Origin of the sequence: Gemmobacter denitrificans (assembly GCF_036964905.1) — a bacterium.
GTDB lineage: Bacteria > Pseudomonadota > Alphaproteobacteria > Rhodobacterales > Rhodobacteraceae > Gemmobacter > Gemmobacter denitrificans.
Genome location: NZ_JBALHR010000009.1, coordinates 1 through 13,394, shown reverse-complemented (window position 1 = coordinate 13,394; position 13,394 = coordinate 1). Strand labels below are relative to the sequence as shown.

The following is a 13,394-nucleotide window of genomic DNA, read 5'->3' as shown; positions in this document are numbered from 1 at the left end:
GCCAAAGCCCAAAGTCAACGGATTCAGAACTTCACGATGACCGAAGCCACAATGACCAGCATCAGCAGCGTCGGCACTTCGTTCATCATCCGGTAGCGGCGGCCGGTCAACTGGTTCTGTCCGGCGGCAAAATCCTTGCGCCGCGCCGCCAGCCACATGTGAAACCAGGTCATCGCCACAACCGATGCCGCCTTGGTCCAGGGCCAGACCATGCTCCAATCAACGATTCCGGGTGTCATCACCAGCATCAGGCCAAAGATCCATGTGGCAATCATTGCAGGGTTCATGATCGCCCGCAGCAGGCGCCGCTCCATGATCTGAAACAGCGCGTCAGTCTGGGTTCCACTGCCAGCTTCCTCGGCGTGATAGACAAACAGCCGCGGCAGATAGAACAGCCCCGCCATCCAGCTGATGACGGAAATTACATGCAGGAATTTGACCCAAGGATAGGTCTCGGCCAGAAAATCGCCCATGATCACTCCTTTGTTCTCTTCTTCTTAAAGAAAAGATTAAAGAAAGGAATGATGTTGATAGGGCCGGTGGATAACAGGATGTCGCAGATGCCCCACGATCCTGTCCACAAGTGCCAAAGCGTGGATAAGTGATCTGTCAGACGTGGACAGACCGCACAGCAATCCGGCGCGCACAGCCAAAAATCCTGAGGTTTCTCGGCAGCTATCCTGCCCTCGACAAGCCATCCCCAGCCTGTGGATGATCAAGGCTTTCCCCAGACCCCCGGAAACAGCTCCCACAGGTGGACAATTCTCGCCGCAGTCTTGACAACCCGGCCCCCTGACCGGCACCTCTTCGCCAAGGCCGGTTTCGCCCTCACTCGGGCCCCCGGAACAAAACAGGTTTTTCCACAAGGCCGCCCCCAAGATGCCGCGCCCCCTGCTGCTTGCCTCTGCCTCTGAAACCCGGCTGTCGCTTCTGCGCAATGCCGGGGTTCAGGTAACTGCCCTGCCCGCCCGGATCGACGAGGAAACCATCCGCAGCAGCCTGGAGGCCGAAGGGGCCCATCCGCGCGACATTGCCGATGCGCTGGCAGAGATGAAGGCCCGCAAGCTGGCCGACAAACACCCCGATGCCCTTGTTCTGGGCTGCGATCAGGTGCTGGAATTTGATCGCCGCGCCTTTGGCAAACCCGCCAGCATGGAGGATGCCCGCCAGCAATTGCAGATGCTGCGCGGCCAGTCTCATCGCCTCTTGTCGGCGCTGGTCGTCTATGATGGTGGAAAACCGGTCTGGCGTCACATTGGCCGGGTTGATCTGACCATGCGGCACTTTTCCGATCTCTGGCTGGAAGGTTACCTGACTCGCAATTGGGACAGCCTGCGCCACTCTGCCGGGGGCTACAAACTGGAAGAAGAGGGCATCCGTCTTTTCTCTGCCATCGAAGGCGACTACTTTACAGTTCTGGGTCTGCCGCTTCTGCCCCTCCTCTCCTGGCTTGAACTCCGAGGTTTCATAGACGCATGACCGATCATCCGCGCATCCCGCTGGCAGGCGTCATCGGTCATCCGGTGGCGCATAGCCGGTCGCCCGCACTGCACGGCTTCTGGCTGCGGCGCTATGGCCTGCAAGGTCATTACATTCCGCTGGATATCGCGCCCTCCGATTTCGAAGCCGGTCTGCGCATGTTGCCCAGGCTTGGTTTCGTAGGCGTTAACGTCACCCTGCCACACAAGGAAAACCTGCTGCGCATCGCCGATATTGTTACCGATCGTGCGGCGCTGATCGGGGCGGCGAATACGGTCATCTTCCGCAAGGATGGCAAGATCCATGCCGATAACACCGATGGTCTGGGCTTCATTGCCAATCTGCGGCAGAACGCACCCGATTGGCAGCCGAAATCCGGCCCGGCGGCGGTGTTCGGTGCGGGCGGCGCGGCCCGGGCCGTGGTGGCAGCCTTGCTGGAGGTCGGTGTGCAGGAACTGCGCATTGCCAATCGCACCCGGTTGCGCGCCGAAGGGTTTCGCCATGATTTTGGCGCCAAAGTGGTGGTCTATGATTGGACGCAAGCCGGGCAGATGCTGGAAGGGGCTACGACGGTGGTCAATACCACGTCCCTTGGCATGACCGGCAAGGCCGATTTCACCATTCCTCTGGATGGGATGGAACCCGGCGCGCTGGCCACCGATATCGTCTATACGCCCCTGAAAACCGGCTTCCTGATCGAGGCCGAAGCCCGCGGTGCCCGTGTCGTTGATGGGTTGGGCATGTTGCTGCATCAGGCCGTGCCGGGCTTTGAACGCTGGTTCGGTCAGCGCCCCACGGTGGATGAGGAAACCCGCCGCGTGGTGCTGTCGGCATGACCTGTTTCCGTCTGGGCCTGACCGGTTCCATCGGCATGGGCAAATCCACCACGGCCGGGTTTTTCGTCGCTGCGGGTCTGCCGGTCTGGGATGCCGATGCCGCCGTTCATCGTCTCTATGCGGCGGATGGTGCCGCAGTTGCCCCGATTGCCGCGCTTTGCCCGGATGCCATCCAGAACGGTGCGGTATCGCGTGATCGGCTCAAATCCGCATTGGCGCAAGACCCAGGCCTGCTGGCGCAACTGGAACAGATCGTCCATCCGCTTGTCGCTGCGGATCGCGACGCATTTGCCGCGCAATGTGTCTCTGACATTGCGGTTTTTGACATTCCGCTGCTGTTTGAAAAGGGAACCGAGGCGATGATGGATGCCACGCTTCTGGTGACGGCCCCCCCTGCCCTGCAGAGTGCGCGTGTCCTGGCCCGCCCCGGCATGACCGAACAGCAATTTGCCCTGATCCTGTCGCGCCAGATGCCCGATGCCGAAAAGCGCGCCCGCGCCACCCATATCGTGGAAACCCTGTCGATGGATGCGGTGGGCGCCTATGTCACGGCCCTGATCGCCCATATCCGCCACGGCCGCAGCCATGCGTGAAATCGTTCTCGATACCGAAACCACCGGGTTTGAGCCGTCAGAAGGCCATCGCATCGTCGAAATCGGCGCGGTGGAGTTGTTCAACCACATTGCCACGGGCCGCACTTTCCATGTCTATCTGAACCCCGAACGACCCATGCCGAAAGAGGCCTTCGAGGTGCATGGGCTGGGTGATGATTTCCTGCGCGACAAACCGCTGTTCCGGCAAGAGGCGCAGAATTTCCTCGATTTCATCGGCGATGCGAAACTGGTCATTCACAATGCCAGTTTCGACATGAAATTCCTGAACTGGGAATTGCGGGCGCATGGTTTTCCGTCCCTGCCGAATGACCGCGCGATTGATACATTGATGATCGCACGCAGCAGGTTTCCGGGGTCGCCCGCCTCGCTCGATGCGCTGTGCCGCCGTTTTGGCATCGACAATTCGATGCGCGAAAAGCATGGTGCGCTGCTCGATAGTGAAATCTTGGCCGAGGTTTATCTGGAACTGATCGGCGGTCGGCAGCCCGATCTTGTGCTGGCCCCGGCAGGGGGTGCCCCCGTCGCAGGGCAGACCCGCAGCACCGAAGAATGGCGCCCCCGACCGCGCCCGGTGCCGCTGGCACCGCGCCTGACCGAAGACGAAGCCGCCGCCCATGCGGCCTTTGTGGCCAAGCTGGGCGACGGCGCGATCTGGCTCAAACGCTGATCAGTTCACCATTTCCGGCGTCTGGGCAGCGGCACGACGGGCCAGTTCCTGGCGGTAAAGGGCCAGATAATCCACGGAATCGATGTTCAGCGGCGGGAAGCCACCGTCGCGCGTCACATCCGAAATGATCCGCCGCACATAGGGGAACAGCAGGCGCGGGCATTCGATCAACAGGAACGGGTGCAGCTGTTCTTCCGGCACGCCTTCCACATGGAAGATGCCCGCATATTCGATTTCCAGAAGGAACAGCGTGTCGCCATTCGCCTTGTTCTTCGACGTGACGCGGAACTTGTTGATCACCTCGAACTGGTGTTCGGTGCTGCGCTTGCGCGCATCAAGGCTGACCGCAACCTGAACGTCGGGCTGCACTTCCCCGGTGTTCAGACCCTTCTGCGCCACGACATTCTCGAACGACATGTCGCGCACGAACTGGGCCAGCACGCTCATTTTCACCTGCGGTGCGGCGCTTGGCGCGGCTTCCGGCGTATCGGTCATCTCTCACTCCTCAAGAAAAGGCAAAAAGCTCTGCCCTTCTGTAGCGTCCGCATCAATGCCGTGTCCAGCCTGACGGCCCGCGCGGGGGCGTGGTTTCGTCCAGCTCGATGAACTCGCCGTCGATCACCACATCCGGTCGGCCTGCCTGATGCTGGCCAAATCCCGCATGATGCACCGTGACGGGTGGCATCCGCCGCGCCACGGCTGCGGCCAGCAGGGCCTGAACCGGTGGCAGCAGCAGGATCAGCCCGGCCATGTCACCCAGAAACCCCGGCAGCACCAGCAGGACCCCGGCCAGAAGCGCCATCGCCTGCCCGGCCATGGTGGCGACGGCCCGCGCCGGATCGGCCATTGCGCCCTGCACGCTCATGCGGCGGGGGCGGCGCAGCACGGCTGCGCCCAGAATTGCGGTCAACAAGATCACGGCAAGCGAGGCCAGAACCCCGATCGCCCCGCCGATCACGATGAATGCGGCGATCTCTGCCAGCATCCACAGCAGCGCCAGAACGCCGAATTTGCGCATCTTTCCTCTCTTCTTGCGGCAAAGGTGGACTTGGCTCCACCCCTTCCCTACATAGGATGGAACAGATCATACACCAACCGCCCTTCCGAGGTTTCGCATGAACAACGCGCTGATCCAACTTCTTGTCCTGGCCGGGATCGCCGTTTTCCTGATACTCAAGCTGCGCTCGGTTCTGGGCACGCGCGAGGGGTTTGAAAAGCCGCCCCTGCCGCCCGAAGCCGCGCGCCCTGCGCATCGTCCGTTCGAAGTGATCGAAGGCGGCCCCGACCGCGATATCACCGATCATGCCGAAGATGGTTCGGCTTCGGCCAAGGCGCTGGCGGGCATGAAACTCGCCGAACCCGGCTTTACGGTGAACACCTTCCTGCAGGGTGCGCGCGGCGCCTATGAAATGATCCTGATGGCGTTTGAACGCGGGGATCTGTCACAGGTGCGCGGCTTTCTGGATAGCGATGTGGCGGAAAGCTTCGATGCCGCGATTGCGGCGCGCGAAGCTCAGGGCTTGACCATCGAGGCCAATTTCGTTGGACTGCGCGGCCTGAAATTGGTCGAGGCCACCTTTGATCGTGACAGCCGCCGCGCCGAGGTGACGGTGGAATTCATCGGTGAACTCACCTCCATCGTGCGCAACAAGGCCGGCGAGATCATCGAAGGTTCGGCCACGACGGTGAAGAAACAGCGCGATGTCTGGACCTTTGCCCGCACCATGGGCAATGCCGATCCCAACTGGCAACTGGCCGCGACGTCGGAGTGATGCTTGCGCTGCGCCGCGCCCTTGCAGCCCTGTTTGTCTGTGCGGCCATGACAGCACAGGCGCAGGTCCTGCATTTTGACGAATTGGAGGGCTGGCGCGACGATGATCCACGCCCGGCGCTTGCGGCCTTTCTGACGACCTGCGATCTGCTCAAGGCCCCCGAATGGGGGCCGCTTTGCGCGCTGGCCCGCGATGCGGGCGACACGCCCGAAAGCGCGCGCGCCTATTTCGAACTGTTCTATCGCCCCGTGCTGATCGGCACCCCGCCCGCGCTGTTCACCGGCTATTATGAACCCGAACTGAACGGCTCGCCCGTGCGCACCCCGCGCTTTGCCTGGCCGATCTATGCCCGCCCGCCGGAATTGCGCGATGGTGTGGTTTATCATTCCCGTTCGGCCATCGAAAACGGGGCCTTGCGCGGGCGCGGGCTGGAAATCGCCTGGCTGGAAGACCCGGTCGAGGTTTTTTTCCTTCATATTCAGGGTTCTGGCCGCATCCGCATGCCCGATGGGCGGGTTATCCGGGTTGGATATGCGGGCAAGAATGGCCATCCCTACCGATCTGTCGGGCAAGAGATGGTGCGTCGTGGCACGCATCGCCCCGATCAGGTTTCGGCGCAATCCATCCGGTCCTGGGTGCGGGCCAATCCGGGGCCGGGCCATGCCATGCTGGATCATAACCCGTCTTACGTCTTTTTCCGCAAGCTGCCCGACCTGCCGCCCGAAAAGGGGCCGATCGGGGCGATGGGCCGGTCGATCACCGGAATGCGCTCCATCGCGGTGGACCCGGCCTATAATCCGCTGGGGGCACCGGTCTGGATCGAAAAGTCTGGCCGCCAGCCCCTGCATCGCCTGATGGTGGCGCAGGATACCGGCGGGGCGATCAAGGGCGCGCAGCGGGCCGACATTTTCTTTGGCACGGGTGATGACGCGGGCGATGCTGCCGGAACCGTCAAGGATGGCGGCCGGATGTTGGTCTTGCTGCCCATTGATCTGGCTTTCGCGCTGGAGGCAGGGCTCTGACATGCGCCGCCGTACCCTGCGCCCGGACGAGGCCGAACTTTGGGCCCATGTGGCCCGCACAGCCAAGCCGCTGCATGCACCGCGCGCTCCCTTGCCCCGGCCCGAACCCGAAGAGCCGGTCCTGCATCCGCGCCCCGAGATTTTGCCCACCCCGCCCGAACCTGGGCTGAACCGGTTTCGTGTGGGCGAACGCGCCCGGCCCGCCACTGGCCATGATGTGCTGCCGCCCCTGCCCGAACGGCTGGCTACGGCGCCGGTGCTGATGGATGCCAAGAACCATGCCCGCATGATCCGGGGCAAGCTGACACCCGAAGCCCGGATCGACCTGCATGGCATGACGGTGGCCGAGGCCCATCCCGAATTGATCCGTTTCGTGATGAACAGCTGGTCAGCCGGGTTGCGGCTGGTGCTGGTCATCACCGGCAAGGGCAAGCAGGGGCCGGACCATGGCCCGATCCCCATGCGCTATGGCGTGCTGAAACATCAGGTGCCGCATTGGCTGCGCCTGCCGCCGCTGGGCCCCTGTGTTCTGCAGGTGACCGAAGCGCATCTGAAACATGGCGGGGCCGGTGCCTATTACGTCTATCTGCGCCGACCGCGCTAGGCGTTATTCTGTCAGCCCCTGAGCCACCGCGCCGACCGGGGCCAGCACCACCTGTGTGGCACTTTGTACGGTCAGTACCACACCGGGCAACAGGCCGACGCGGCCTTTCTGATCTGCGCCAAAGGCCGCATCCACATCGCGGATCCGGCTCAGCAATTGCAGCAGCGCCGGGCTGTCGCCGACATTGAAATGCCCTGCCCCCGCATTGAAGGCCTGCGTGTCCACGAAGGTCACTTTCAGATCGGCCACCCGCGACACATCGCGCAGATTGCCCAGCCGTTCCGGCTGGCCGGTCAGCCGCGCCGAAAGCCCCAGCAGCGTGTCGCGATCCGATCCGAAGATCAGGAAGGGCTGCGGCAGCGGGCCAAAGGATTTGGCTTGCGTGCGGAACAGGTCCACATCCACATCGGGGGAAATCAGGATCACCGCATCCAGTTTCTGCTTCAGCCGCGCATCACCCCGGATCGCGATCTGGCGCAGGGTTTCCATCGTCAGGGCAGACCCCATCGAATGGGCCACAAGCACGATACGTTCCGCCCCCGAAGCGGCGGCCTCGCGGATCAGAAGTTCCAGCCCGTCGCGGGCAAACATCGCGCTGTCACGATCCGCCACATAGCCCAGCGGATTGCCGACCGAGGGCCAGCTGTAATGCAGCGTGACCCCCGGCATATCCAGATCATTCGAAAGCTGCGCGATCCGATAGATGCCTTCAGCGAAGGTATTGTTGAACCCATGCACATAGATCACCGCATCCCGCTTGCCCCGGGGCAATGCGGTCAGGGTTGCGCGCAGCTCCCTTGAAAAGGCGGCGGCATTTTCATGGATCATCACCGAGGTTGTCAGAAAGTGCTTTTGCGGATCGGGCTTTGCATGGCGCCCCGGAAAGGTGATCGTGCCCAGCTTGCGATCAGGCGGCACCGAAATGTCATATCGCGCCCAGGCCTCTTTCTCGGACCGACCGGTGCCGAAACTGCCCAATTCCGGATCAAAGGCCCGGGTCGTGCCGATGAAGATGCGTTCCACCTGCCCCACCTCGGCTGCAACAGGCAGAAGGGTGATCTTGCCGCGCTGCGCACAGGCAGCAAGCGCTGCCGTCAGGCCCAGGATCAGAAACAGCCGGTGAAAGGTCATCGTGCGAAAGCCCCCGCAGTTTGCCAAGCCTTGCCCGATCTTTACCACGCTGCCAAGGGTTCAGAGCACATAGCGGCTCAGGTCCGCCGATCTGGCCAGTGCCCCGACATGGGTTTCCACATAGCCCGCATCCACCGTGACCAGCTGCCCGCCCCGGTCGGGCGCGGTGAAGGACAGTTCTTCGAACACCCGTTCCAGAATGGTGTAAAGCCTCCGCGCCCCGATGTTTTCCACACTGCCATTTACCTCGGCGGCAATGCGCGCCAGGGCCGCAATCCCGTCTTCGGTGAATTGCACCGTCACCTCTTCGGTCGCCATCAGCGCCGCATATTGCCGGGTCAGGGCATTATCGGGTTCGGTCAGGATGCGAATGAAATCCGCTTCGGTCAGTGCCTGCAATTCCACCCGGATCGGCAGGCGGCCCTGCAATTCCGGCAACAGGTCGGACGGTTTGGCCACATGAAAGGCCCCGCTGGCGATGAACAGGATGTGATCGGTTTTCACCGGCCCGTATTTGGTGGATACCGTGGTGCCTTCGATCAGCGGCAGCAGGTCGCGTTGCACGCCTTCGCGGCTGACATCTGCACCCCGCGCATCGCTGCGGGCGCAGATCTTGTCGATTTCATCCAGGAAAACGATGCCATTCTGTTGCACCGCTTCCAGCGCCGCGGCCTTCACTGCCTCGTCATCCAGCAGCTTGTCGGCCTCCTGCCCCAGCAGGATGTCATAGCTGTCGGCCACGGTCATCCGCTTGCGGCTGGTGCGGCCGCCAAAGACCTTGAACAGATCCTGCAGCCCCTGCATCTGCATTTCCATCCCGTTGCCGCCCATCATCGGCATCGGCATCTGGTCCTGCACCTCCAGTTCGATCACCGTCTGATCCAGTTCGCCGGCCTTAAGCTTCTTGCGGAACATCTCGCGGGTCTGGTCGCGCGCCTCGGCCCCGGCGATGGCGTCGATCACCCGATCTTCGGCCGCCTTCAGCGCCCGGGCGCGGACCTCTTCGCGCATCCGTTCGCGGGTTTCGATCATGGCGGCATCCACCAGATCGCGGATGATGCTGTCCACATCGCGGCCCACATAGCCCACTTCGGTGAACTTGGTCGCCTCGACCTTCAGGAAGGGCGCCTTTGCCAGCCGCGCCAGCCTGCGGCTGATCTCGGTCTTGCCGACGCCGGTCGGGCCGATCATCAGGATGTTCTTGGGGTAAACCTCGTCCCGCAGGTCATCGCCCAATTGCTTGCGCCGCCAGCGATTGCGCAGCGCCACCGCCACGGCCCGCTTGGCATCGGCCTGCCCGATGATGAAGCGATCCAGTTCGGATACAATCTCGCGCGGGGTCAGATTGGTCACTTCGCGATCCTTTCCACGGTCAGATTGCCATTGGTGTACACGCAGATATCGGCGGCAATCGCCATGGCCTTGCGGGCGATGGTTTCGGCATCCCAATCGGTTTCCATCAAGCCCCGCGCGGCGGCCAGCGCGAAATTGCCGCCCGATCCGATCGCGGCCACGTCATGTTCGGGTTCCAGCACATCGCCTGCGCCTGTGATCACAAACAGGTCGCGCCCGTCCGTCACAATCAACATGGCCTCAAGATTGCGCAGATATTTGTCCATCCGCCAATCCTTGGCCAGTTCCACGCAGGCGCGGGCGAGTTGCCCTGGCGCGGCCTCCAGCTTCTTTTCCAGACGTTCCAGCAGGGTGAAGGCATCGGCGGTGCTGCCGGCAAAACCGCAGACCACCTCATGCCCGCCGGGTGCCAGACGGCGCACCTTGCGCGCGCTGCCCTTGATCACCGTCTGCCCAAGGCTGACCTGCCCGTCACCCGCCACGACCACCATGCCGCCCCGGCGCACGCCGATGATCGTGGTGCCATGCCAGCCGGGAAACCTGTCTTCCGCCATATCTGCCTCCGCCTTTGTGCCTATATGGCTTTCCGTTATCCGGGCGGCAAGGACCTGCGGGCCGGGCTGCATGCGGCGGGTTTCCCTGCGCCACAGGCTGTGATAGGCGAGGCCAGAGTTTTCTGGGGCTTTTGGCATGACTAAACACTGTCTGATGGTAGGGGCCGGGCTGTCCGGTGCGGTGATCGGGCGCCTGCTGGCCGAGGCAGGGCACAAGATCACCATCCGGGATACCCGCGATCATGTGGGGGGCAATTGCCATACCCTGCGCGACCCTGAAACCGGGGTTCTGGTCCATGTCTATGGGCCGCATATCTTTCACACCGATGATGCCGAGGTGTGGGAGTATGTGAACCGGTTTGAAACCTTCCTGCCCTACAAGAACCGGGTCAAGACCACCTCGCAGGGCGCGGTCTATTCGCTGCCGGTGAACCTGCACACGATCAACCAGTTCTTCGGCCAGACCCTGCGCCCTGATGAGGCCCGGGTTTTCCTGGAGGGCAAGGCCGACACCACCATCACCGATCCGCAGACCTTTGAAGATCAGGCGCTGCGCTTTGTGGGCCGCGATCTGTATGAGGCCTTCTTCAAGGGCTATACGATCAAGCAATGGGGCTGTTCGCCCACCGAACTGCCCGCCTCGATCCTGAAGCGGCTGCCGGTGCGCTTCAACTATGACGACAACTATTTCTTCCACAAATTCCAGGGCATGCCGGAAAACGGCTATACCGCGATGATTGCCCGCATCCTCGATCATGACAATATCATGGTCGAGCTGAACACCCCCGTCACCCGGGCCGAGGCCGAGGGCTTCGATCACGTCTTCTATTCCGGCCCGATCGACGGCTGGTTCGATTTCCGTCTGGGGCGGCTGGGCTATCGCACGCTGGATTTCGAACGCTTCGATTATCAGGGCGATTATCAGGGCTGCGCCGTCATGAACTATGGCGATGTCGATGTGCCATGGACGCGGATCACCGAACACAAGCATTTCGCCCCGTGGGAAAGCCATGAAGGTTCGGTGCTGTATCGCGAATTTTCGCGTGCCTGCGGGCCGGATGACATTCCGTATTACCCGATCCGTCAGGTGGCCGAAAAAACCTTGCTGGCCGATTACGTCGAACTGGCCAAGGCCGAACGCAACGTGACCTTCGTGGGCCGTCTGGGCACCTATCGCTACCTTGATATGGATGTCACCATCCGCGAGGCGCTGGATTGCGGTCGGGCCTTCCTTGCCAGCAATGGCGCGGAGATGCCTGCCTTTACGGTGAACCCGCTGTAACATGGGCCAGTCTGCGCGCATCGCGGCGGTTGTGGTCACCTACAACCGCCTGCACCAGTTGCAACAGACGGTGACGCGCCTTCTGGCCGAACCGGTCGATCATCTGATTGTGGCTGATAACGGGTCCAGCGATGGCAGCCGTGATTGGCTGCATGCGATTGACGATCCGCGGCTGGAGATCCTCGAAATGCCGCGCAATCTGGGCGGTGCCGGCGGGTTCGAGGCCGGGATGCGCCATGCCGCGGCCCGGCATGATCCCGACTGGATTCTGGTGGTCGATGATGATGCGCGGCCCGAGCCCGGGGCGATTGCCGCCTTCCGCGCCAGTGACACGACCGGCTGGGATGCCGTGGCGGCCGCCGTCTATTTTCCAGACGGGCGCATCTGCGGCATGAACCGCCCGGTGCTGAACCCGTTCTGGCACCCCCGCATCTTTTTGCGGACGGCAACCGGGGGCGGGCGCGCGGCCTTTCATCTGACCGACAGCGATTATCAGCACCCCGGCCCCTTGCGGGTGGATGGCGGGTCGTTTGTCGGGCTGTTCCTGTCGCGCCGCGCTGTGGAACTGGCGGGCTTTCCTGATGGGCGGCTGTTTGTCTATGCCGAAGACGGGCTTTATTCGCTGGCCATCAGCGGGGCAGGCGGGCAGATCGGATTTTTCCCCGGGCTGCGTTTTGAACATGATTGTTCGACCTTTGCGCCGGATGGCCGGTTCACACCGGTCTGGAAGGCCTATTTCTATCACCGAAACCTGCTGCTGCTGTATCGGCGCGCGGCAGGTCTGTGGTTCTGGCCGGCGCTGCTGGCGGTCTTGCCCAAATGGGTCTGGCGGGCCATGCAGCAGGGGCCGGATCGCTGGCGTTTCTTGCGGTTGCTGGGTTGGGCGGTGCGTGACGGTCTGACCCGCCGCGTCGGCTGGACGCTGGACGATCTGCAGGATGAAATGCGTCGCAAAGGGTTGTGACCCCGTTCAACCTTTTCTTGCATGATCTTGGTGGCTGTGGTCGGGCAGCCACATTTTCGCGTCACCTGGCCGAAATTGCGGCAATTTTGTGGTCGCCCATCTAGGGGTAAGCCTGCGAATGATCGGCACACCCTGCCCAATAGGCACGATATATTGCGTGAACTTTGGTTTATTAACCTTTATCTGGGGGCATTTCGACGGGTTCCGCATCTGATCTGCCGTCTGACTCCACCCGGCATTGTGGCTGAAGGGCAGAGAAAATGTGGCAGCCTTCCAACTGACCCCTAGAAATTGTGTTGGATCACGGGTATTCCTTTTGGCAATCGGATCCCGAAAAGGGACCAATTCATAACATCCGGACGAGCAGAGTCCCGGTTTGAGGCGGAGTAGTAAGATGGTGCAGGCGATTGATTTCGCCGTCCGTAATTCCACGGGCGGTGTCGTGCAGGGCACGGCAGGCGGCAAAGGCAGCAATTTCATTCAGGTTGGTTCGGGCGAAAGTGTCTCGCTCAATCTCGCACAGTCCAGCGTTGTCGGTTACGAACGCCGGGGTGCCGATCTTGTCGTCAAACTGGTTGATGGGTCGGAAATCGTTCTCAGCGGGTTCTACGATGGCGCTGCGGGGCAGGCCAACCGGCTCTATCTTTCCGCCAATGGCGAGGTGACAGAGGTTCTGCTGCAGGATACGGGCGCGAATGGCCCGATTTATGCGCAATATGGGCCGGTTGACTCCTGGAACAAATTCTCCACCGTGGATGACCTGCGTTTCGCCGAGGCGGATGGTCTGTCAGGTTCCGAAATCTATTCGGATGAACCGGCTGGCATGGGTTTCCTGGCACCGGGCGCGCTGGGCGTGGGTGGCCTGGGTGCAGCAGCACTGGCAGCGGGTCTGCTGGGCGGTGCCGCTTTGCTGGGCGGCGGTGGCGGCAAAGACCCGACCGATCCTACGGACCCGACTGATCCGACTGATCCCACGGACCCGACCGATCCGACTGATCCCACGGACCCGACTGATCCGACTGATCCCACGGACCCGACCGATCCGACTGATCCCACGGACCCGACCGATCCGACTGATCCCACGGACCCGACCGATCCGACTGATCCCACGGACCC

The 13,394-nt window shown here is 62.3% G+C and carries 16 protein-coding genes; 10 read left to right on the top strand and 6 right to left on the bottom strand.

Annotation, left to right across the window (positions count from 1 at the left end):
- Positions 1-23: 23 nt before the first annotated feature.
- Positions 24-473 (bottom strand): protoporphyrinogen oxidase HemJ, encoded by a 450-nt coding sequence (hemJ, locus tag V6590_RS14105; protein WP_335424176.1) that lies wholly within the window; start codon positions 471-473, stop codon positions 24-26.
- Positions 474-879: 406 nt separating this feature from the next.
- Between hemJ and V6590_RS14100 the strand changes: the two genes are divergently transcribed.
- The 4 genes from V6590_RS14100 to dnaQ are packed head-to-tail and all read left to right on the top strand — an operon-like array spanning position 880 to position 3,596.
- Entirely contained in the window at positions 880-1,479 is a 600-nt protein-coding gene (locus tag V6590_RS14100) for a Maf family protein (protein WP_335424174.1), read from the top strand.
- The gene (locus V6590_RS14095) at positions 1,476-2,315 is read left to right on the top strand and encodes a shikimate dehydrogenase (RefSeq protein WP_335424172.1); all 840 of its coding nucleotides are present in this window, start codon (positions 1,476-1,478) and stop codon (positions 2,313-2,315) included. The genes V6590_RS14100 and V6590_RS14095 overlap by 4 nt, the downstream gene beginning before the upstream one ends.
- Positions 2,312-2,908, top strand: a complete 597-nt coding sequence (gene coaE, locus V6590_RS14090) for a dephospho-CoA kinase (RefSeq protein ID WP_335424169.1) — start codon at positions 2,312-2,314, stop codon at positions 2,906-2,908. The genes V6590_RS14095 and coaE overlap by 4 nt, the downstream gene beginning before the upstream one ends.
- On the top strand, positions 2,901-3,596 hold the full coding sequence (gene dnaQ / locus V6590_RS14085; protein ID WP_335424167.1) for a DNA polymerase III subunit epsilon: 696 nt from the start codon (positions 2,901-2,903) through the stop codon (positions 3,594-3,596). The genes coaE and dnaQ overlap by 8 nt, the downstream gene beginning before the upstream one ends.
- Here dnaQ and secB read toward each other — a convergent pair whose 3' ends face one another.
- Positions 3,597-4,091: a protein-export chaperone SecB gene (gene secB, locus V6590_RS14080; RefSeq protein ID WP_335424165.1), complete on the bottom strand. Its 495-nt coding sequence runs from the start codon at positions 4,089-4,091 to the stop codon at positions 3,597-3,599. It abuts the gene before it with no gap.
- A gap of 52 nt (positions 4,092-4,143) precedes the next feature.
- Positions 4,144-4,614, bottom strand: a complete 471-nt coding sequence (locus tag V6590_RS14075; RefSeq protein ID WP_335424163.1) for an FxsA family protein — start codon at positions 4,612-4,614, stop codon at positions 4,144-4,146.
- A gap of 97 nt (positions 4,615-4,711) precedes the next feature.
- Between V6590_RS14075 and V6590_RS14070 the strand changes: the two genes are divergently transcribed.
- The 3 genes from V6590_RS14070 to V6590_RS14060 are packed head-to-tail and all read left to right on the top strand — an operon-like array spanning position 4,712 to position 6,994.
- Positions 4,712-5,368, top strand: coding sequence for a Tim44/TimA family putative adaptor protein (locus V6590_RS14070; protein ID WP_335424161.1), 657 nt, complete (start codon positions 4,712-4,714; stop codon positions 5,366-5,368).
- Entirely contained in the window at positions 5,368-6,390 is a 1,023-nt protein-coding gene (gene mltA / locus V6590_RS14065) for a murein transglycosylase A (RefSeq protein WP_335424159.1), read from the top strand. The genes V6590_RS14070 and mltA overlap by 1 nt, the downstream gene beginning before the upstream one ends.
- A 1-nt stretch (position 6,391) precedes the next feature.
- Positions 6,392-6,994, top strand: a complete 603-nt coding sequence (locus V6590_RS14060; RefSeq protein WP_335424157.1) for a Smr/MutS family protein — start codon at positions 6,392-6,394, stop codon at positions 6,992-6,994.
- 3 nt (positions 6,995-6,997) lie between these two features.
- On the opposite strand, the gene V6590_RS14055 is transcribed toward V6590_RS14060, so the two are convergent.
- From V6590_RS14055 to hslV, 3 genes are read right to left on the bottom strand one after another with little or no spacing between them, the layout of a single operon-like run.
- A complete protein-coding gene (locus V6590_RS14055) occupies positions 6,998-8,125 on the bottom strand; it encodes an alpha/beta hydrolase (RefSeq protein ID WP_335424155.1) in 1,128 nt (375 codons plus the stop codon).
- 60 nt (positions 8,126-8,185) lie between these two features.
- Positions 8,186-9,478, bottom strand: coding sequence for an ATP-dependent protease ATPase subunit HslU (gene hslU / locus V6590_RS14050; RefSeq protein WP_335424153.1), 1,293 nt, complete (start codon positions 9,476-9,478; stop codon positions 8,186-8,188).
- Entirely contained in the window at positions 9,475-10,032 is a 558-nt protein-coding gene (gene hslV / locus V6590_RS14045; protein ID WP_335424434.1) for an ATP-dependent protease subunit HslV, read from the bottom strand. The genes hslU and hslV overlap by 4 nt, the downstream gene beginning before the upstream one ends.
- Before the next feature lie 136 nt (positions 10,033-10,168).
- On the opposite strand from hslV, the gene glf reads away from it, so the two are divergent.
- The 3 genes from glf to V6590_RS14030 form a co-directional block, all read left to right on the top strand.
- A complete protein-coding gene (gene glf, locus V6590_RS14040) occupies positions 10,169-11,314 on the top strand; it encodes a UDP-galactopyranose mutase (RefSeq protein ID WP_335424150.1) in 1,146 nt (381 codons plus the stop codon).
- A 1-nt stretch (position 11,315) separates the two neighbouring features.
- On the top strand, positions 11,316-12,278 hold the full coding sequence (locus tag V6590_RS14035; protein ID WP_335424148.1) for a glycosyltransferase: 963 nt from the start codon (positions 11,316-11,318) through the stop codon (positions 12,276-12,278).
- 394 nt (positions 12,279-12,672) lie between these two features.
- Positions 12,673-13,394, top strand: a 722-nt coding sequence (locus V6590_RS14030; RefSeq protein ID WP_335424146.1) for a BapA prefix-like domain-containing protein, incomplete at its 3' end; no start/stop codon positions are given.

Excerpts from the sequence above, each read along its gene's own strand:
- mltA (WP_335424159.1), top strand. The coding sequence starts at position 5,368 with ATGCTTGCGCTGCGCCGCGCCCTTGCAGCCCTGTTTGTCTGTGCGGCC.
- V6590_RS14035 (WP_335424148.1), top strand. The coding sequence starts at position 11,316 with ATGGGCCAGTCTGCGCGCATCGCGGCGGTTGTGGTCACCTACAACCGC.
- V6590_RS14100 (WP_335424174.1), top strand. The coding sequence starts at position 880 with ATGCCGCGCCCCCTGCTGCTTGCCTCTGCCTCTGAAACCCGGCTGTCG.
- coaE (WP_335424169.1), top strand. The coding sequence starts at position 2,312 with ATGACCTGTTTCCGTCTGGGCCTGACCGGTTCCATCGGCATGGGCAAA.
- V6590_RS14070 (WP_335424161.1), top strand. The coding sequence starts at position 4,712 with ATGAACAACGCGCTGATCCAACTTCTTGTCCTGGCCGGGATCGCCGTT.
- V6590_RS14055 (WP_335424155.1), bottom strand. The coding sequence starts at position 8,125 with ATGACCTTTCACCGGCTGTTTCTGATCCTGGGCCTGACGGCAGCGCTT.
- V6590_RS14095 (WP_335424172.1), top strand. The coding sequence starts at position 1,476 with ATGACCGATCATCCGCGCATCCCGCTGGCAGGCGTCATCGGTCATCCG.
- V6590_RS14060 (WP_335424157.1), top strand. The coding sequence starts at position 6,392 with ATGCGCCGCCGTACCCTGCGCCCGGACGAGGCCGAACTTTGGGCCCAT.
- glf (WP_335424150.1), top strand. The coding sequence starts at position 10,169 with ATGACTAAACACTGTCTGATGGTAGGGGCCGGGCTGTCCGGTGCGGTG.
- hslV (WP_335424434.1), bottom strand. The coding sequence starts at position 10,032 with ATGGCGGAAGACAGGTTTCCCGGCTGGCATGGCACCACGATCATCGGC.
- secB (WP_335424165.1), bottom strand. The coding sequence starts at position 4,091 with ATGACCGATACGCCGGAAGCCGCGCCAAGCGCCGCACCGCAGGTGAAA.
- V6590_RS14075 (WP_335424163.1), bottom strand. The coding sequence starts at position 4,614 with ATGCGCAAATTCGGCGTTCTGGCGCTGCTGTGGATGCTGGCAGAGATC.
- hemJ (WP_335424176.1), bottom strand. The coding sequence starts at position 473 with ATGGGCGATTTTCTGGCCGAGACCTATCCTTGGGTCAAATTCCTGCAT.
- dnaQ (WP_335424167.1), top strand. The coding sequence starts at position 2,901 with ATGCGTGAAATCGTTCTCGATACCGAAACCACCGGGTTTGAGCCGTCA.